At 32.6% G+C, this 19598-nt stretch carries 21 protein-coding genes and 2 tRNA genes; 8 read left to right on the forward strand and 15 right to left on the reverse strand.

Annotated elements, in window-relative coordinates; all coding sequences use genetic code 11:
- Positions 1-5 precede the first annotated feature (5 nt).
- The 7 genes from NAB20_RS08915 (at position 6) to NAB20_RS08945 (ending at position 6373) form a co-directional block, all read left to right on the forward strand.
- Positions 6-635: a hypothetical protein gene (locus tag NAB20_RS08915; RefSeq protein ID WP_375605001.1), complete on the forward strand. Its 630-nt coding sequence runs from the start codon at positions 6-8 to the stop codon at positions 633-635.
- The gene (gene prfH / locus NAB20_RS08920) at positions 620-1372 is read left to right on the forward strand and encodes a peptide chain release factor H (protein ID WP_375605002.1); all 753 of its coding nucleotides are present in this window, start codon (positions 620-622) and stop codon (positions 1370-1372) included. The genes NAB20_RS08915 and prfH overlap by 16 nt, the downstream gene beginning before the upstream one ends.
- Before the next feature lie 44 nt (positions 1373-1416).
- Positions 1417-1947: a hypothetical protein gene (locus NAB20_RS08925; RefSeq protein ID WP_375605003.1), complete on the forward strand. Its 531-nt coding sequence runs from the start codon at positions 1417-1419 to the stop codon at positions 1945-1947.
- Between the two features lie 643 nt (positions 1948-2590).
- Entirely contained in the window at positions 2591-3136 is a 546-nt protein-coding gene (locus tag NAB20_RS08930) for an exonuclease domain-containing protein (protein WP_375605004.1), read from the forward strand.
- Between the two features lie 97 nt (positions 3137-3233).
- Entirely contained in the window at positions 3234-4178 is a 945-nt protein-coding gene (locus tag NAB20_RS08935) for a peptidase (protein WP_375605005.1), read from the forward strand.
- Positions 4179-4288: 110 nt separating this feature from the next.
- Entirely contained in the window at positions 4289-5581 is a 1293-nt protein-coding gene (locus NAB20_RS08940; RefSeq protein ID WP_375605006.1) for an ATP/GTP-binding protein, read from the forward strand.
- Positions 5582-5599: 18 nt separating this feature from the next.
- Positions 5600-6373, forward strand: coding sequence for an RloB family protein (locus tag NAB20_RS08945; RefSeq protein WP_375605007.1), 774 nt, complete (start codon positions 5600-5602; stop codon positions 6371-6373).
- A gap of 71 nt (positions 6374-6444) precedes the next feature.
- On the opposite strand, the gene NAB20_RS08950 is transcribed toward NAB20_RS08945, so the two are convergent.
- From NAB20_RS08950 to NAB20_RS09020, 15 genes are all read right to left on the reverse strand, one after another.
- Complete coding sequence (locus NAB20_RS08950) at positions 6445-6750, reverse strand: YfaP family protein (protein WP_375605008.1); 306 nt, start codon at positions 6748-6750, stop codon at positions 6445-6447.
- A gap of 61 nt (positions 6751-6811) precedes the next feature.
- Complete coding sequence (locus NAB20_RS08955; RefSeq protein ID WP_375605009.1) at positions 6812-7363, reverse strand: transposase; 552 nt, start codon at positions 7361-7363, stop codon at positions 6812-6814.
- Between the two features lie 195 nt (positions 7364-7558).
- Positions 7559-9700: a methylmalonyl-CoA mutase gene (gene scpA, locus NAB20_RS08960; RefSeq protein WP_375605010.1), complete on the reverse strand. Its 2142-nt coding sequence runs from the start codon at positions 9698-9700 to the stop codon at positions 7559-7561.
- 93 nt (positions 9701-9793) lie between these two features.
- Positions 9794-10024, reverse strand: a complete 231-nt coding sequence (locus NAB20_RS08965; protein WP_088390454.1) for a hypothetical protein — start codon at positions 10022-10024, stop codon at positions 9794-9796.
- Positions 10025-10148: 124 nt separating this feature from the next.
- Positions 10149-10439, reverse strand: a complete 291-nt coding sequence (locus NAB20_RS08970) for a hypothetical protein (RefSeq protein WP_375605011.1) — start codon at positions 10437-10439, stop codon at positions 10149-10151.
- An 11-nt stretch (positions 10440-10450) separates the two neighbouring features.
- Positions 10451-11782: a methylmalonyl-CoA mutase subunit beta gene (locus tag NAB20_RS08975; RefSeq protein WP_105196390.1), complete on the reverse strand. Its 1332-nt coding sequence runs from the start codon at positions 11780-11782 to the stop codon at positions 10451-10453.
- 177 nt (positions 11783-11959) lie between these two features.
- Positions 11960-13915, reverse strand: coding sequence for a S9 family peptidase (locus NAB20_RS08980; RefSeq protein ID WP_105196391.1), 1956 nt, complete (start codon positions 13913-13915; stop codon positions 11960-11962).
- A gap of 81 nt (positions 13916-13996) precedes the next feature.
- Entirely contained in the window at positions 13997-14326 is a 330-nt protein-coding gene (locus NAB20_RS08985) for a septum formation initiator family protein (RefSeq protein WP_105196392.1), read from the reverse strand.
- Between the two features lie 43 nt (positions 14327-14369).
- A complete protein-coding gene (gene udk / locus NAB20_RS08990; RefSeq protein WP_088390444.1) occupies positions 14370-14978 on the reverse strand; it encodes a uridine kinase in 609 nt (202 codons plus the stop codon).
- Positions 14979-15082: 104 nt separating this feature from the next.
- A tRNA-Pro gene (locus NAB20_RS08995) sits at positions 15083-15157 on the reverse strand.
- Positions 15158-15186: 29 nt separating this feature from the next.
- A tRNA-Pro gene (locus tag NAB20_RS09000) sits at positions 15187-15261 on the reverse strand.
- 348 nt (positions 15262-15609) lie between these two features.
- Positions 15610-16359, reverse strand: a complete 750-nt coding sequence (gene tpiA, locus NAB20_RS09005) for a triose-phosphate isomerase (protein WP_088390442.1) — start codon at positions 16357-16359, stop codon at positions 15610-15612.
- Between the two features lie 84 nt (positions 16360-16443).
- Positions 16444-16938 carry a TlpA family protein disulfide reductase gene (locus NAB20_RS09010; protein WP_375605012.1) on the reverse strand — a complete coding sequence of 165 codons (495 nt, stop codon included), beginning with the start codon at positions 16936-16938 and terminating at the stop codon, positions 16444-16446.
- Entirely contained in the window at positions 16935-18023 is a 1089-nt protein-coding gene (locus tag NAB20_RS09015; RefSeq protein WP_375605013.1) for a MauE/DoxX family redox-associated membrane protein, read from the reverse strand. Before NAB20_RS09015 ends, NAB20_RS09010 begins: the two co-directional genes overlap by 4 nt.
- A gap of 64 nt (positions 18024-18087) precedes the next feature.
- Complete coding sequence (locus NAB20_RS09020; RefSeq protein ID WP_105196395.1) at positions 18088-18630, reverse strand: DUF1599 domain-containing protein; 543 nt, start codon at positions 18628-18630, stop codon at positions 18088-18090.
- A gap of 67 nt (positions 18631-18697) precedes the next feature.
- Between NAB20_RS09020 and folP the strand changes: the two genes are divergently transcribed.
- Positions 18698-19534, forward strand: coding sequence for a dihydropteroate synthase (gene folP, locus NAB20_RS09025; RefSeq protein WP_105196396.1), 837 nt, complete (start codon positions 18698-18700; stop codon positions 19532-19534).
- Positions 19535-19598: the final 64 nt, after the last annotated feature.

Below are 19598 nucleotides of genomic sequence, written 5' to 3' on the forward strand. Positions count from 1 at the left end.
CAATTATGAAACGATTTGAAGATGAAAATATTAGAGGGGTAAAATTCAATGATTTCATTGATGTTGTTTGTCCAAATTGTAATCAGAAAGCAGCTGTAAAAATCAAGAATGAATTAGAATCTTGTCCTAATTGTGGAAAACACAATTGCGAAAGCAAAAGGGTTTTTGAATGTAAACATTGCTATTATAGTCTGTCAAGAAGAAAAACAGTTTATGAGCCTTATGCTAAAGTTTATTGTTCAAGTTGTACAGAAAAATATGAAGTAAAAGGAGTTCAAACAACTAAACAGGTAAGCGAAATAAAAGTTAAATGTCCACATTGTAATCATAGCGAAACTGTGAAAGCAAAACTTAAAGAAATAGAGTTTGAATTTAAATTCGATATTGAAGGAGTAAGAGACCCTTTTTATAATTGTAGCTTATGGTACCAACAAGAATTTAAACAGAATGTTTTTTGGGCTTTAAATAATGATCACATTAATTACCTAGAAAGATATATTGAGGCTGATTTAAGAGAGCGCAACTCAAAATGCAATGGAGGTCAAACATTAGTTGCGCGATTACCAAAGTTTGTCAAAGAAGCAAAGAATAGAGACAAACTTTTAAAAATTATAGAAAAATGGAAGCAAAAATAAAATCAAATCAAGTCTCTAATAGCCCCTCCTTTGGAGGGGTTGGGGAGGCTATCATACAAATCACCTCAGGAAGAGGTCCAGCCGAATGCGATTGGGTAGTCGCACAAGTGCTCAAAAGAGTATTAGTCGAAGCTGATGAAATGAATCTGAAAGCAGAAGTGCTAAATCGAGTAGCAGGGCCTGAAAACGGAACGGTAGTTTCAGCACTAGTGACTATAAAAGGAGCAAATGCCAACGAATTTGTCCGTAGTTGGGCAGGCACCATTCAATGGATTGGGAAAAGTACGTTTCGAAAATTTCACAAACGTAAAAATTGGTTTATCGGAATTTTTGAAGTGCCTCTAACCATACTGCCATCGTTTTCAGAAAAAGATATTCAATATCAAGCAATGCGTAGTTCAGGAGCTGGAGGACAACACGTAAACAAAGTGAGTTCTGCTATTCGTGCCACACATCTTCCTACAGGAATAAGCGTAGTGAGTATGGATTCTCGTTCGCAGCACCAAAATAAAAAGTTGGCAACAGAACGATTATTAGCCAAACTAAAAGAAACGCAGTACGACCAACTCCAACAACAAGTGCAAAACCAATGGACCAATCAAATGGCAGTGCAAAGAGGAAACCCAATTCGCACTTTTGAAGGTTCCGATTTTAAAAAAGAAAAGAAAAGTAAAAACAACAAAAACGAACGACAAGAAGGAAAGAAGATAATTAACGATAGTTTATATGATGAGTAGTATCATCCATCATCCAAAACTTGTCACCCAACAAATTCAAAAAAATGAAAACAATAGATAAATATTTAGTACAAGCCTTGGATAATTACCCATATTGGTTAGAAGGTTCCTTAGAATCTTTAGGGTATGCGTTAGCGTATGATGACAAAAATGCCATGGCATTAGGGTTGTACGGACGATTCTTTGCAGAACAAATGCAGGACTATGAATCAGCGAAGCAGTATTTTGCCGAAGCTCTTGCTACCGATATTCACACCTTAGCCATATATCCATACTATGCTGAGGTATTATTGCAAAACGAAGATTATGACGAAGCAGCTAAGCTGATTGATTTTTCATTAACCATAAAAGGAATTGATAAATCCCAGATGCTTTTGTGTAAAATTCAACTTTTAGAAAGACAACACAATTGGAAAGAAGCGTTACAATTAATCAAAGAAGCAAAATTGAGTAATTTTTCTAACTCGTTATACACTATCGAAGAAGTGGAAAAACGAATCAAAGACAAAAAAGCGCTTTTAAAAGAAAAGAAGCCTAAAAAGAAGAAATCAGAGAAAAAGAAAAGTAATAAGTGATTAGTAATAAGTGTTCAGGACTTAGTATTCAGATATTTTAAGATAAAAATGCTGTGTGACTTTGTGCTAAACTTCGTGATACATTGTGATACATATTCAGTGTTCAGGTTTAGTATGCAGTATGCAGAAATCATTCATTATTAGTTATGCGGTTTGTTTGTCACTCCGACGTTAGGAGGAGTCACATAATCAAATTTTAAAACTAGCTTGTAAATTATAATCTGTGCATCTGTGGTTGCTAAAAGCATTTGTAAAAAAGAAAAGTAATCAGTGTTCAGAACTTAGTGTTCCGATATTTTAAACGAAAAACGTAGTGTGACTTTGTGCTAAACTTCGTAATATATTGTGAAACATATTCAGTGTTCAGAACTTAGTGTTCCGATATTTTAAACGAAAAACGTAGTGTGACTTTGTGCTAAACTTCGTAATATATTGTGAAACATATTCAGTGTTCAGAACTTAGTGTTCCGATATTTTAAACGAAAAACGTAGTGTGACTTTGTGCTAAACTTCGTGATACATTGTGAAACATATTCAGTGTTCAGAACTTAGTGTTCCGATATTTTAAACGAAAAACGTAGTGTGACTTTGTGCTAAACTTCGTGATACATTGTGAAACACTAAAACAAAAAAATAAAAAATTATGGCAAAATTATTAGATAAAATACTCGTAGTCGATATAGAAGCTACGTGTTGGGAAGGCAAACTTCCCGAAGGTATGATTAGTGATATTATAGAAATAGGCGTGTGCTTACTCGATGTACAAACAGGCGAAATAAGCGATAATCGGGGGATTTTAGTACACCCCGAACGCTCCACTATTAGTCCATTTTGCACTGAGTTGACCACCATTACACCCGAGTTAATCGAAAACGAAGGGATTTCGTTTTCAGAGGCATTGCGCATCCTAAAGAATGAGTATAAGAGTCAAAGTCGTGCTTGGGCAAGTTTTGGTGCTTACGATTTGAAGCAATTTCAAAAACAATGTCAAGCCTTAGAAAAAGGCTATCCATTTAGTCCGTCGCATATTAATGTCAAAACCCTGTTTGCATTAAAAAACAAACTCGGTCATGAATTAGGAATGGATGGAGCGCTTAAATTCTTAGATATTCCTTTGGAAGGTACACACCACAGAGGGGTGGATGATGCTAAAAATATCGCGAAGATTTTAAGGGAGATTTTGAAATGATTTCTATAAAAATCAATTTTAAAACTAAATTAGTAGTTATTATAATGTAAAACCTAACAGGTTGGAAAACCTGTTAGGTTTATAAAAAAGAAAAAAAATGTTTACAGCCGAAATAAAAAGTAGAATAGGAGAGGACATCTCCATTTTAATAAAACCCGAAAATTATTCGTATAACTTTATTTGCGAATGTGGCGACGCCAGTGATTTGACCGTAAAAGACTGTCAAAATACCGAAGCGATCTTCATCAGTCATACACATATTGATCATTTTATCAATTTTGATACGATACTCCGTCACCAAATTGGTATACAACGCCGGGTGGTGATTTGTGGACCAACAGGAATTACCCAACAAGTTCAGTCTAAGTTAAAAGGGTATCAGTGGAACTTGATTGCAGAAGATGCCATTGTGTATGAAGTACGAGAGATTCAAAACGAGGCTAAGATAACCTGTTCCGAAATTAAACCACCATTCTGGAACATTGAATCTATAGATAAAGAATTGGATTATGTGTACCAAAATGAAAAATGTACTGTCGAATTTGTTTTGTTGGATCATAAAACACCTTCTGTGGCTTATCTTTTTAAAGAACACGACACATTGAAAATCGATTTGGATAAAGGCCAATTTAAAGGAGGGGCTTGGGTTAATGCATTGAAAAATGCTTATGCCAACCAAGAGGATGATTTGCAAATCACGATCGAAGCAGTTACTTATCTTGCCAAAGATTTATATTACTTGCTTGAACTTAAAAAAGGCCACCGATTAGGAGTTATTATGGATCACGCCGCAAATACCGAAAATCACGATTTAATTTATAGTTTGTTTAAGGAATGTGACACAGTATATATAGAAAGTTTTTACAAAGCCGAAGATCAGGAACAAGCCCAACAAAATTACCATAGTTATTCCCGTGAATCTGCACGAATTATGAAAAAATGCCTAGTCAAAAATGCCTTTCCAGTGCATTTCTCTCGTAAATATAAAGAGGAGGATATCCAACTGATTTTACAGGAGTTTAGGGAGGTGTTTGAAGGATAAAATCAACTGAATGATGTTGTTTTTTTGTTTTAAAAGCTATTTCTGTTAAAAAATATGCAAAAACCTTTTTTAAGTATAAAAAAATATTACATTTGATTAAAATTTGAGATATGTTAGTTCAGTTTTCTGTTAGGAATTTTAAAACTTTTAAAGATAAAGTTACCTTAAGTATGGTAGCTTCAAATTATGATAAATCTGATTTAGAGGATTCAAATGTTTTTGAAATTAAAAATTATCCTCATAGGCTATTAAAAAGTGCTGTAGTTTATGGTGCGAATGCTAGTGGTAAAACAAATTTAGTTGATGCTTTAGCATTTATGCGTTGGTTTGTTGTTAATTCATCGACCAAGACTCAGAAAGGTGATCCTATTAACGTAGAAAATTTTAAATTTAATACAGCATCAGAAAACGATTCTTCCGAGTTTGAAATTATTTTTTTATTTGACAAAACACAATTTAGATATGGGTTTGAAGTAAATAAACAAGGTGTTGTAGCGGAATGGTTATTTCAAAAAAAGCTTAATCAAAAACCGAAAGAAGTAGAGTTGTTTTATAGGGATGAAGATAGTATAGATTTTCATACTTCATTTAAGAAATTTGAAATTTTGCAAAAGCAAGTTGATATTATTAGAGATAACGTTTTGATTTTATCTTTGGCAAATCAATTTAATGTGGGAGAAGCAAGTGTTATTGTCGATTATTTTAGGAAAATACATTTTTTCTTAGGAAATGAACCAGAAATTTATGAAGAGTTTTCTTTTGAAGAAATTTCGAAAAGATCAGATTTGGGTTTAAAGATTATTGAGACACTAAGAAGATTTGATATTGGTATATCTGATATTTATGTTAATGAAATTAATTTAGAGAATTTATCTAAAGAACAAAGTAGTAAATTATCTGAATTGTTTAAAAAAGAAAAAGGAATGGTTTTCATTGAAGCAAAATCAGTTCATAAAAAATATGATAATGATTATAATTTTGTAGCCTATGAACAAACTGACTTTAAGGAAATTGAATCGGCTGGTACTCAAAAATTATTAGCAGTATTAGGATTTGTTCTGTTTTCTTTAGAAACAGGTTGTCCTATGTTTATTGACGAATTAGATTCAAGATTACACCCTAATATTGTGTCATTTTTAATTGAATTGTTTAACTCAAAATCGACAAACCCGAATAATGCACAATTAATTTTTAATACACATAATACTAACTTATTGCACAAATCATTATTTAGAAGGGATCAAGTTTGGTTTATGCAAAAAAATAGATATGGTGAAGCTAAATTATTTTCATTAGCTGATTTCAAAGTAAGGAAAGAGGAAAATTTTGAAGAAAAGTATTTAGAAGGTAAATATGGAGGAATCCCATTTCTTGAAGATATTTCTGATTTGTTTAATAAATAGATTCTTTTGACAATGAAAATGCAAGATAAAAGATCTAAAGATCAATTAAACAAACTTACACATAAGGAATCAATTCAAAATGTTAAAAGAAAAAAAAGAGGAGAACCAATTCTTGAGAGACCTTTTGATATTAAGAAAGGTAACCCAGAAATTTTAATAGTTTGTGAAGGAAAAAATACTGAAAAAGATTATTTTGAAAAATTTAAAATACCTACATTAACATTAAGAGTAATTGGCGTTGGAGATAATACTTTGTCATTAGTAAAAAAAACAATACAAAAAAGGGATAGTAAACCTAAAGGTTATTACGAAGAAGTTTGGTGTGTTTTTGATGCTGATCCTAAGCCTGATAATCCCAAACAATTAATTAATTTTAATAATGCTATTTTTTTAGCACAGCAAAATAATATAAAGGTAGCTTATTCTCACCAAGCCTTCGAATACTGGTTATTATTACATTTTAATGATTATCAAGGTGAACCTATGGAAAGGAAGTTGTATAAAGATCGATTAAATAAATTTTTATCACCTTATGGTTTAAAATATGATGACAGTAGCGATGAGCGAGGAAAATCTATATCAAATGAACTTTTTGAAGTGCTGTTAGCATATGATAAAGGTAAAAGAAGAATTTGCCAGGCGATTAAGAGAGCAGAAAGAATTTATGAAAAATTGGAAAATAAAGAAAATCCATCAAAATGTGAATCTTCAACTACAGTCTTTCATCTTGTGAAACGAATTTTAGGGATTGAAGACGAAGAGGAATTATCTTGTGAAGAATTAGAGTTCTAAAAAAAAACACCAGTGTGAGCTGGTGTTTCTTGCAAGAAAAAATCATGCTATATAAAGAATTAGTTATACGATTACTCGATAGTGATTTCGGCTAGGTTTTGGTTTTCTTTTACTTTGCCAAGTTGGATGGTTTGTAGTTTGCGAACTATTTTACCAGTTTTGTCTTTCATATAGATTTCTACTAAAACGGTGTCTGGGTCTGTTTCGGTAAGTTTGGTTTCTCCAAAATAATTGGTTTTGATTTGGTATTTTCCTTTAATCGCATTACGTAATAAATACTGCTCGGGACCATAGCCTTGTGTGAAATCTTTTGAAAAACGAGCCCCTATTTCGGTGTCTTTATGAGCATAGTAGCATTCTTCATTAGTGGGTTCCATGATATGTAAATCGATATCTATTTAAAACCTGTCAGGCCTAAATACCTAATGACTCTTCTATCTAATAATAATTACATTTTTCCTGATGAGATTGTTTGAAATTTTCGATATCGTTAAATAGTTCAATTACTTCTTTTCTTTTCAGTTTTGTTGATCTGTCAGAATTACAACTTACATACGAACTCCACGGATATTGTATAGGATGGTCACAAATATTGTGATGTACAGGATTATTATGAATGTATATGATTGCATTTTGAAAATAGGTTCTGTTGTTAATTTGTTTTCGGCGAAAAGGTCTTTCAAATAAAGCACCATGCCGTTTTGTACTTTTATTGTATGCTTTTGTGTAAGCATTGAATAAGTTAGAAAAAGATTGAGAGGGTAAAATAATTTTATCCGTTGAAATTTCTGAAATTTCTTTTATCCTCACCACAAAGTGAAAATGATTTTTCATTAAACACCAAGCAAAAGTTTTGGCAATAGGATCAATGTGAAGGGAATAGAGAGTAAGGAAATACTCGTAATTTTCTTTATTATCAAAAAGTGTAACACTATTGATTCCACGATTGTAGATGTGGTAGTAATTTCCACGTTCTAAGGCTTGTATCATAACTATTTTGGCTTATATATAAAACAAATATAAGTAAAATGGTTTTAGATCTGACAGGTTTTAGTGTAATTAATTTGGAAGAAACTAAACTTAATTCAATTTACTCATGATTTAATTAGTAATAAGCCTAATTTGATTTTGTTTAAGTTTTCACACCTGACAGGTTTTTGAAACCTGTCTCAGGTGTAAAAAAAATTACTCCGCTATTAAAACCTCTAAAATCGTAATGGCAGCATCGCTAATTTTAGTACCAGGACCAAAAACGGCCACTGCTCCAGCATCAAACAAGAACTGATAATCCTGTGCAGGAATTACGCCGCCAACAATCACCATAATATCCTCACGTCCGTATTTTTTCAATTCTTCAATCACTTGGGGTACCAATGTTTTATGTCCCGCCGCTAACGAAGAAACGCCTAAAATATGCACGTCGTTTTCTACCGCTTGTTTAGCCGCTTCTTGTGGGGTTTGGAATAATGGTCCAATGTCCACGTCAAAACCTACATCGGCGTAGCCTGTTGCGACTACTTTAGCGCCACGATCGTGTCCGTCTTGCCCCATTTTGGCAATCATAATACGTGGGCGACGACCTTCTTTTTTAGCAAATTCATCGGCTAACTGACGTGCTTTTTCAAAGCTTTCGTCATTTTTTATTTCTTTACTATACACCCCACTAAAACTTCTAATTTGTGCTTTGTATCTTCCAAAAATGCTCTCTAAGGCATCACTAATTTCTCCTAAAGTCGCTCGGTTACGTGCCGCATTTACGGCTAAATCTAATAAGTTGCCGTTTCCTGTTTTAGCACATTCGGTTAGTTTGGCTAAACAGTCTGCTACTTTTGCAGTATCACGGGTCGCTTTAATTTGCTCCAAACGTTCTATTTGTTGTTTACGAACGGTTTGGTTATCTACTTCAAGGATATGTAACGGATCTTCTTTTTCTAAACGGTATTTGTTTACGCCTACAATTATGTCTTGTCCGCTGTCAATACGCGCTTGTTTACGAGCTGCCGCTTCTTCAATGCGAAGTTTCGGAATTCCTGCTTCAATCGCTTTGGTCATTCCGCCTAGTTCTTCTACTTCTTGGATTAATGCCCACGCTTTTTCGGCAATTTCAGCGGTTAAACTTTCTACATAATAACTTCCCGCCCAAGGATCGACCGTTTTACAAATTTTGGTTTCCTCTTGTAAATAAATTTGGGTATTACGTGCAATACGCGCTGAGAAGTCAGTGGGTAAAGCAATGGCTTCGTCTAAGGCATTGGTATGTAACGATTGAGTTCCGCCAAAGGCTGCCGCAGCCGCTTCAATAGCCGTTCGCGCCACATTATTAAAAGGATCTTGCTCGGTTAAACTCCAACCTGATGTTTGACAGTGTGTACGTAAAGCTAGTGATTTTTCATCTTTTGGATCAAACTGTTTTAAGAGTTTTGCCCAAAGCATACGCCCAGCGCGCATTTTAGCAATTTCCATAAAATGGTTCATTCCTATTGCCCAGAAAAACGAAAGGCGAGGGGCGAACTCATCTATATTCATTCCCGCTGCTAAACCCGTACGAATGTATTCTAAACCATCGGCTAGGGTATAGGCTAATTCAATATCTGCTGTAGCTCCTGCTTCTTGCATGTGATACCCCGAAATGGAAATCGAATTGAACTTTGGCATATTTTTGCTGGTATAGTCAAAAATATCGGCAATGATTTTCATTGATGGAGTAGGTGGATAAATATAGGTATTACGCACCATAAATTCTTTTAGGATGTCATTTTGAATCGTTCCCGAAAGTAGGTTAGGTGCTACGCCTTGTTCTTCGGCTGCTACTATATAAAATGCCATAATAGGCAATACGGCACCATTCATGGTCATGGAAACTGACATTTCACCAAGTGGAATTTGGTCGAAAAGCACTTTCATATCTTCCACCGAGTCAATCGCTACACCTGCTTTTCCTACGTCACCTACTACACGCTCGTGATCAGAGTCATAACCACGATGTGTAGCCAAGTCGAATGCTACCGATAAACCTTTTTGACCTGCGGCTAGATTACGACGGTAAAAAGCGTTACTTTCTTCGGCAGTAGAGAATCCTGCATATTGACGAATCGTCCATGGACGACGCACATACATAGTGGCATAAGGACCACGTAGGTTAGGTGCAAAGCCTGCGCCAAACTCTAAGTGTTCTAGATCTTCTATATCTGACTTAGAGTAGTTTGATTTTACCTCGATGCCTTCGGCAGTGGTGAAATGATTCGAAGCGGGAAGTTGGATATTGGAAGTATGTTCTAACTTCTGATTTCCAACTTCTAATTTAATATCTTGAATGTTTTTTCTCATTCTAAATTTATTTAGGGTACTTTCTTGTACTTTTTGATGTATGAAAGCACGATAAAATTTTTATGTTATTTGTGTTTTTTAGTAACAATTACCTTAAAATCCATATTTAGCTTTTATACTATCTAAAGATTCTTTTGATGAAATGTATTCAGATTCAGGTTCATTTAGCCTGTTTTCTGGAGTTTCTTTCATTTCGTTAGTAAGATAGAAATCATTTTCTTTTGCCAAAATAATAACTTCAACTTCATCTGTTAAGAAATTATCAGGTAAAGTTATTTTTATTTGATGATTTTTAACTTTTACAAATTGTCTTATAGCTTCCATTACTCTATAATTTTATAAGTGTAATTACGATAAACTAAATTTTTATTTTTTACTAACGCGCCTACAATGGCAGTTCCATTTTTGGCTAATCCAGCAACCCCAGAACTAACGATTAGTCCTCCTCTTACACCAAAAAGGATTTTTTAGCTTTTGTATCTCCTTTAGGATAATATTTTATGCTGCCTAAATTGGTTAATTTAACTTTATTGTTGTCTACTGTAAACGTATCAGCATCTTTAAATGAAATCGCACCTACATATTTAGGACGATCTAGAGTGATGACTTTTACGCGCATTCCTTCTTCGAAAATGACACTTTTGCCAGTTTGATTATTGGTAGTAGCTTCTGTTTTTTTTGATTGTGCAAAAAAGAGAAAAGAAATGATTAGTACTAAGGTTACAAAAAGATTCTTCATTTGTATAGGTTTTAAGCCTCAGCTTGTAATCGTTCTTGTTCTAATTTTTCGGCTAATCGTCGTTCAATAATTGGGCTAATTAGTGTTTTTCTTGGATTTTGTTTAACAAAAGGATATAGTTCTAAATCATTTTTCATGTAATCATTTTTATTAGGATATTTGTTTGTTCCTAATAAAATTTCTTTTCCATTATTAAACAGTTCTTGTTCTTTATCAGCACTTTCTTTAATTTTTCTTTGGATAGTTCCTTCTATTAATTGGGTAATAAATCCGCCACCTTTTTCAATATCTTTAAATAATATTAAGGCTTTTTCGGCTAATTGTTGAGTTAATTCTTCTATATAGTACGAACCATCGGCAGGATTGTTTACCTTATCAAAATAACTTTCGTGTTTTAAAACTAATAATTGATTACGTGAAATTCGATCGCCAAATTCGTTGTCTTTGTGATAAATGGCATCATAAGCAAGGTTGGCAACTGCATTAGCTCCACCTAAAATGGCACTCATACACTCAGTGGTAGTACGAAGCATATTAACATTATAATCATATAAAGTTTTGTTACGCTTGGTAGGAGTAGCTATAATATGACAGTCAGAATTGTAATTATATTCTTTGGCTAGAGTATTGAATAATAATCGTAAAGCACGGAGTTTTGCGATTTCAAAAAAGTAATTACTTCCAACAGCTACGTTAATAATAATAGTAGAGGTTAGGTTTTTAATTCTATTGAAATACTCATTACAATGGGCTAAGGTGTAAGCTAATTGTTGGACAATATTGGCTCCTGCATTTTGATAGGTTTCAGCATTAATATTTAAAGAAGTTTTGGACTGATTTAAAATTAAAAAGTCATTTTCTAAATTGGTAAACCAATTGCCTTCTTTAGCTAATTGACCAATTGGATCAATTTCTAAAATAATTGTAGGTCTAAGAGCGTGTATTTTTGTTATGAAATCACTACTAAGAAAAAGCGGCTTAATATATACTTGAATTTCTTGAGGAATTGTATTTAATAGTTTTTCTAATTCTAAAGATTCATTTTCTAGCGTAAATCGAATACTTTCGGCTCCTCTTGATAACGTTTCATAGGTTCTGTTGATAGATTTTTCTAGATCATGTACAAAGATATTTTGAACGATTTTAAAAGTATTTTTGATAGAGTTTACTTCTAAAGGATTATAGCTTTCATCTATGTGATAAAAGGGTTTAACTTTTATACCTTCAGGGCTTTCCCAAACGAGAGTTTCGTTATAATCAGCTCCTTTTAGTTCATACTGAATCTGTTGCTTCCATTGTTTGGAAGGAACGGAATTGAATTCATTGAAAAGTTTTTCTTTCATGTTGTGTAGAAACAAACTATTTTAAAAATGAAATAGTTGATTGATTTTTCACAAATTTAAAAAAATAACGTTTAAGAATAGAATCTTGTATTAAAATGATTATAAAATGTTGTAAAAAAAGACAAGGAGATAGTTTTTAAGCTATCTCCTTGTAATTGTATTGTAATTAAATATTAATTACCAAACGATTTTTTTAGTTTCGTAGTCTCCGTTTGAATAAGTTACTTTTGTAATGATTACACTATTAGTTTTAGGTAAGTTTTTAGTAAAGTTTTTGATGTTACTAACGTTTTCTTGTAAAAGGATTTTACCTTGTACATCAGTTATTAAAATAGCATTAAAGTCTTTACTTGATTTTAGTGTTATTTGATCATTTTCAGTTAATAGTGTTAATTGATCTTTTAACTCCATTGATTTACGTAATACTTCGGTGTTTAAAGAAACGGTAGGAGCTACTAATTCTAATGTATATTGGTCCGTATTAAGTTCTGAATAATCAATTGTTATATCTTCGTTTTTGTTGAAATTTTTGGTTTGAACTAAATTGTTTTTTTGATCAAAGATATAGATAGTAATGGTTTCATTTTCAAGTCCTTGTCTGTTAATAGTCCAATTGCCTTCTTTGTTTTCAGTTACTAATTCTTTTGTAGTTACTTTTATAGAATTTTCTTTTAGATAAGCAACTTTGTAAGTTTGATTATCATGTTTCATTTCTACAATATATGCACCTTCTTTTAAATCTTCTAGTTTTTTACTAGCAATTCTGTTACTAGTTAAATTTTGGTCAAAACCATAGATATTGGTGATTTCGAAATTAGAATTTTTATTTTTTGTTGCAATGAGAGGATGTAATTGTGATTTGTTAAACTCTAATTTAGATTCTTGACTTGTTCTGTCTGATGACATAGCAGTCCAGTTTAATAGTCCACCTGTTCTATGCCAGTTAAATTTAGCAATAGAAGCTATTAACCAAGGAAAAACACCTCCTGCATGTCCAAAAGGACCTAGATTCGTAGCATTAATTTTGTATTTAGATAAATCGAAAAAAGAATAGTAGCTTCTTTGAACTTTCTCCGTTTTTAAAGCGTTTAGAAAAGGAATTTCAGCATCTGCTGTAGTATATGACATGGTTGTAGGAGTTGTGTTATGAAAATCATACACATCACTTTTCTTTAAGAAATCTCTTAAAGGGTTGTTAGGGCTAGAAGCTGTTTTAATGTATTCTTTTGTAAATAGTGTTTTCCATTTCAGAGGTCCCCAATCAAGTCCACCTTCTTCGTTAAGAACATGTTTTTTGTAAGTTTCTTGAAATTCAGGAGAAATCATTTCTGTAAAGTTTTTTTGATACTGTTTGTATCCTAAACTATGCGCTCCATTTACAATGTAAGCAATAAAAGCAGAAGAAGGATAATCTTCGTTGGCTAATACACGATCTTCGTAAGTAGTTTTAGATAAATCGTATGGTCCTGCTCCAGCATATACTTGTTTAAAATTGAAACGTTTGTATTTTTCTGTATTGTATTTTAATACAGCCATAGTTGAATGTCCTCCTTGTGAATAACCAGAAAGAAAATATTCGTTGTATCTTTTTACTCCTTTTTGGTTTAAGAATGTGTCAGCAGCTGTAAGCATATCTATACTAGCAGAAGCTTCTGTTTTTGCATCGGCATAAGGGTGTACTCCTTCTGAGTCACCTAGTCCTAAATAATCAGGAGATACAACGTAATAACCGTTAAGAGCATAAAGCATATCAAGAACAAAACCTCCTTCACGTGTGCCTTTTAAATTAGATGGAATGTTAACTCTTTTGTCAGCTGTTGGATGTTCTAACAAAACGGTTGAAAGAGGGTAGTCAACTTTAGGGAACATAACTAGACCGTGTGCTTTTACCAGTTGGTCATGATGGTTTGTGGTCCAGTAAGTTACTTTGTATCCTTCTAAACCTTTAACAAGGAATTGGAAAAGTTGTGCTACGGCATTAGGTAGTTTGATTTTTCCGAAACCAGCCATTCTTTGGAGTACTTGTGGGGCTGAATCGTCCATTTTTTTTTCTACACTAATCAAATCGCCTGGTTGCTGAGCAAAGTTTGATAGTGAGAAAATAAGAGATAATACTAGTAAAGTTTTTTTCATAAAAGGTTAAATTATCATTAATATAAATGCAAACTTAACCTTTTTTTAAATATGATTGTGGTATTTTTTCTTTTTTGTGTTTTATTTTAACGTATCATTTTCGAATTCTATGATATAAATGTCTTCGTTTTCACGTTTCATATAGTACTTTTCACGAGCATATTTTTCAATTTCATTTGCACTTTTTAATTTCTTAATTTGTTCTAGGTCTTTTGCAATTTCTTCTTTGTAATATTTTTTGTTATCTTCTAGTTCTTCAATCTCTTTATTTAAGACTTGATGGTCTAAATAAGAATAATTATCTAGAAAAAGCATCCATGTTAAAAAGAAAGCACTAACTAAAAAGTACTTATTACTGATGGTTTTAAACCAATATTTTCTTTTTAAGAAGTTTTTAAAAGATTGAAACATATTTTGAAGGAATTCTTGAATAGTGAATTTAAAAAAGCTTATTTTAAGAAATACGTTGATTAATGACTGCTCTGACTACATCAATGGCAACGGTATTGTATTTGTCATTTGGTATGATTATGTCAGCAAATGCTTTAGTAGGTTCTATGAATTGTTCGTGCATTGGTTTTAATGTTGTTTGGTAGCGATTTAGTACTTCTTCCATATCGCGTCCTCTTTCGGCAATATCACGTTTTAATCGTCTAATTAATCTTTCGTCTGAGTCAGCATGAACAAAAATTTTGATATCAAACATGTCACGAAGTTCAGGGTTTGTTAAGATTAGTATGCCTTCAACAATCATTACTTTACGTGGTAAGGTATGGATTGTGTCTCCAGTGCGATTGTGTTTAACGAAAGAGTAAACAGGTTGGTCGATTGCTTTTCCTGCTTTAAGGTCTTTTAGATGTTCAACTAATAAACTGAAATCAATTGAACGAGGGTGGTCAAAATTAATTTTTGTTCTTTCCTCTAGGCTTAAATCGCTTGTTTCTCTGTAATAATGATCTTGAGAAATAATGCCTACTTCTGTTTCGGGTAATTCATTCATGATTTGATGAACTACCGTTGTTTTTCCTGAGCCTGTGCCGCCTGCAATACCTATAATTAACATATTTTTGTGGGGTTTAAAAATGCAAAAGTAGGATTTTTTGAAGTTCTATCAAATTTAGTTTAGTAGAGATAATAAAAAAAACCTTTCTATAAAGAAAGGTTTTGTCGGGGTGGCAGGATTCGAACCTGCGACCTCCTGGTCCCAAACCAGGCGCGATAACCGGGCTACGCTACACCCCGAAGGTAATAAGATATTTTAAAAGCTTTCGTCGGGGTGGCAGGATTCGAACCTGCGACCTCCTGGTCCCAAACCAGGCGCGATGACCGGGCTACGCTACACCCCGAAAGCGGTTGCAAATATAAATGTATTTTTGGTTGATTTGCAAGTTTTTTGTAAAAATTTTATTGTTTTTGGAGGCTGTTTTTTTAATTTGTTGAATATTAGCTTTTTTGCACTGTTTAGAAGAAGGGAGAGGCTATTTTTATTTTGACTCAGATTATAGAATCATTATATTGTAAGACTCATTTACAAAAAGGGGAGCTAAAAGGGAGTAATTTTGTTGTTTCGACTAAAAGAGAGACTCGAACGAGTGAATAGGTGAAACAAATTATATAGTATTGAAATTTGATTTCTCCTGTCGTTGGAGTGAAAAATTAGACGTTAGGTTACTGCGTTTTAGCTCCTTGTTTTTTTAGATTCCTTTGATAATGCCTACAAAATCAGTTGTAGTTAAAGAAGCACCTCCTATTAAACCTCCATCTACGTCAGCTTGAGAGAAAATTTCTTGAGCATTGTCAGGTTTAACACTTCCTCCGTATAAAATAGAAAGGTCTTGAGCAACTTCATTTCCGTAGCGTTCTATAATCGTTTCTCGGATATATTTGTGCATTTCTTGTGCCTGTTCAGGTGTGGCTGTTTCTCCTGTACCGATAGCCCAAACGGGTTCGTATGCTAAAATTATATTTTTCCAGTCAGAGGCATTTAAATGAAATAAAGCATCTTTTAATTGATATTCAACCACATTAAAATGCTGTTTGTCTTGGCGATGTTTTAATTCTTCTCCAAAACAAAAAATAATTTTCATTTTATGTTTTAGAGCTGTATTTACTTTATTTGCCAATAAAGCATCTGTTTCATGAAAATAAGCGCGACGTTCAGAATGTCCTAAAATAACAGTTTGAACCCCGATATTTGTTAGCATGTCGGCTGATATTTCGCCTGTAAAAGCTCCTCCTTCTGCCTGATGCATGTTTTGTGCAGCTACTTCTATGGTGGTTTCGTTGGTTTGTTGTACGGCTTGAGCTAAGTTAACAAAAGTAGGAGCTATGATTATTTTAGCGTCTGTTTCTGGAAGGTTTGTAATTAAATCAGCTATCAACTCATTTGTTTGCTTAGCATTTTTGTTCATCTTCCAGTTGCCAGCTACTATTTTTTGTCTCATGTTATATTTGTTAGTATTTTGAAAATACAAAGATATGTTTTTTAATAAGTTAAATATCTTTTAATATTGTATGATTTTATTTGTTTATAAAGTTTTTAAAAGAGTATTGATTTTTTCGTTATCTTTTTCAATTGCTCTGTATAAAACCACTTTGCCCTTTTTGTTTAAAACGATGTATCGAGGAATCCAATCTAGATTTATTGATTTACCGAAATTTCCTTTCATGTTTTCTCCTACAAATAATTGATCTCCTATTAGTTCATGTTTTTCGATTCCTGTTTTCCATGCTTCTGGAGTTTTGTCAAAAGAAATGAAAATGAATTTGGTGTCGGGGTTTTCTTTTTGTAATTTTTTTAAATTAGGCATATTTTTTATACAATCGCCACACCATGAAGCCCAAAATTCTAAAACAATGTTTTTTCCAGTATTTTGAGTTATTATTTCTTTTAAGGTAATCTTTTGATTATCTGTACTGGTTAAAGAATAGTTTAGGGTTTCATCAGAAAGTTGTGTGTCTTGTGCTTTTGTGCATGAAATATTCAGTATCATGGCTAGTATTAATATTATTATTTTTTTCATTTTATTAATTGATTAAATGGTTTGTTAATTAATTCTTTGTAATCCTTAGGGTTAAATTGGTTTTCATTTGTTCCAAAATAACATTTATATTCGTTTCCATTCCATAAGTACTTTACACCAGGGGTGTCTTTTCCTGTTCCTAATAGTTTCCAAAAGGGAATGATTTCTATGATTTTATAAGGATATTCTGCGCCTGTTTCTTTAAAAAAATCGGGAATCTTTTCTGGTTCTTCGTTCATAAATAAAACTAGGATTTCAGGAAAGTTTTTATTTGTACGTTTTAACTCCGTTAATTCTTTTGCTGCTTGACGGCAGTGATCACAACCAGGAACGAAGAAGCATAATGTTTTACGACCGTTATCAATTTTAGTAAAAAATGGTGCATAACCAGATTTCTTTTTGGGAGGTTCATTAATTGTTTCTTCTTCTTTTGTTTTTTCTATTTTTTTTATGGTGTCTAGAATGACTTTTTCTTTGAGAGGGATGTCTTTTTTTATAGAGGAAGAGTCTATGAATGTTGTTTTTGTCGAATCTGTGCTCATTTCAGTTGGCAAAGTTAATTCAGTTGCAGATTTAATAGGGGCTGATATGAAAATTCCTGTAATAGAAACTAAGGTGATAACGACTATTGGCCATAATTTAGAAATTTTTTGATTGTCTTTTGGTAATATAAAAAACAGTAAACCAAGAATGATTATAGCAACAATATTTTTTATTATGGCTTCTATAGGAGTCATAGGAATTAACTCGCCAAAACATCCGCAATTTCCTGAATTACCACCATCAATAAAAGTTTCATAGGATAAGTGAATAATAAAAACGGTAAGTAATGTAATGGTTGCTGGGATGATTATTTTTTTTAGATAATGATTCTGTAAGATTAGTATTCCTAAAGCCATTTCTATACCTATTAATATTCTTGAAAACCAAGGAGCTATGGTTTCAGAAAATCCCAGAGGGTATAATTGTTTTACTTCAAAAGTTGAGATGGCAAAATAAGGCGAAGGATACATTTTTGCTACCGCTGATACGATGAACAGGAGTGCAATTATAATTCGGAATAGGGTGACTAGGTTTTTTTTCATTTTTTTATTTTTAAAAGTAATTAACCTCTAGCAAATGGGTGGGACACCTTAATTGAAGTTGAAATTATTTGATATTGTTTAATAAAATCAATGCAAAAACGGAATAATTAATCATGTCCTGGTAATTAGCGTCAATACCTTCACTAACTAGGGTTTTTCCTTTGTTATCTTCTATTTGTTTTACTCGCAAAATTTTTTGTAAAATAAGATCGGTTAATGAGCTTACTCTCATATCACGCCAAGCTTCACCATAATCATGATTTTTAGCCTCCATTAAATTTTTAGTTATTTGTATTTTTTCATCGTACAATTTTACGGCTTCTTCTGTATTTAAATCGGGTTGTGTTGCAACTCCTTTTTCTAGTTGAATTAAGGCCATGATGGCGTAATTAATGATACCTATGAATTCGGATGTTTCTCCTTCATCTATTTTTCTTACTTCGTTTTCTTGTAGAGAGCGGATGCGTTGTGCTTTTATGAAAATTTGATCTGTTAGTGATGGTAAGCGCAAAATACGCCAAGCACTTCCGTAATCTTGCATTTTTTTACTATATAAATCACGACAGTTATTTATTATTGTATCGTATTGTTGAGATGTATTACCCATTTGTATCCTATATTTGTGTCAAATTTTTTCAAAAATAGGGATTTTAAAATAAAATGTTGTTAATAAAATGCAAATGACTACGATAAATTGTAAGGGGAAACTTATTGATTTGATGATTCCAAAGGTTATGGGGATTTTAAATATAACACCTGATTCTTTTTATGACGGAGGTAAGTTAAAAACAGATGGCTCAGTCTTGAAACAAGCTGAAAAAATGTTGTTAGAGGGGGCTACTTTTTTAGATATAGGAGGACAATCAACAAGACCTAATGCAGAATTTTTGTCTGCCGATGATGAATTAAATCGAATTAGTTCGGTTGTTTCGCTTTTAATAACAGAGTTTCCAGAAATATTAATATCTATTGATACTTTTTATAGTAAGGTAGCGGATGAATGTTTACAACTAGGTGCTTCCCTAATTAATGATATTTCAGCTGGTAGTTTAGATGAAAATATGTTTGATGTAATAGCTAAGTACAAGGTGCCATTTGTTATGATGCACATGCGAGGAAATCCTAGAACAATGCAACAAATGGTAAGTTATGATGATTTAGTTAAAGATATTTTGTTTTATTTTTCGCAAAAAATAATGAAGGCAAGAAGTTATGGAATTAATGATTTGATTCTTGATCCTGGTTTTGGATTTTCTAAAACACTGGAACAAAATTTTGAGTTATTATCTAAAATAGAACTTTTATCTATAGCAGATTTACCTATTCTTATAGGAATATCTAGGAAATCCATGATTTATAAAACATTAGATGTTACAGCACAAGAGGCATTAAATGGGACTACGGTTTTAAATACTATTGCAATAACAAAAGGGGCTAAGATTTTGCGAGTACATGATGTAAAAGAAGCAGTAGAGACTATTCGACTTTGTGAAATGACAAAAAATAATTAAAAAAGGATGTTCATAAATAATTATATGAACATCCTTTTTTACAGCGTATGATACCTGTTGGAGA

It is taken from the genome of Flavobacterium davisii (genome assembly GCF_042182265.1).
Lineage (GTDB): Bacteria > Bacteroidota > Bacteroidia > Flavobacteriales > Flavobacteriaceae > Flavobacterium > Flavobacterium davisii.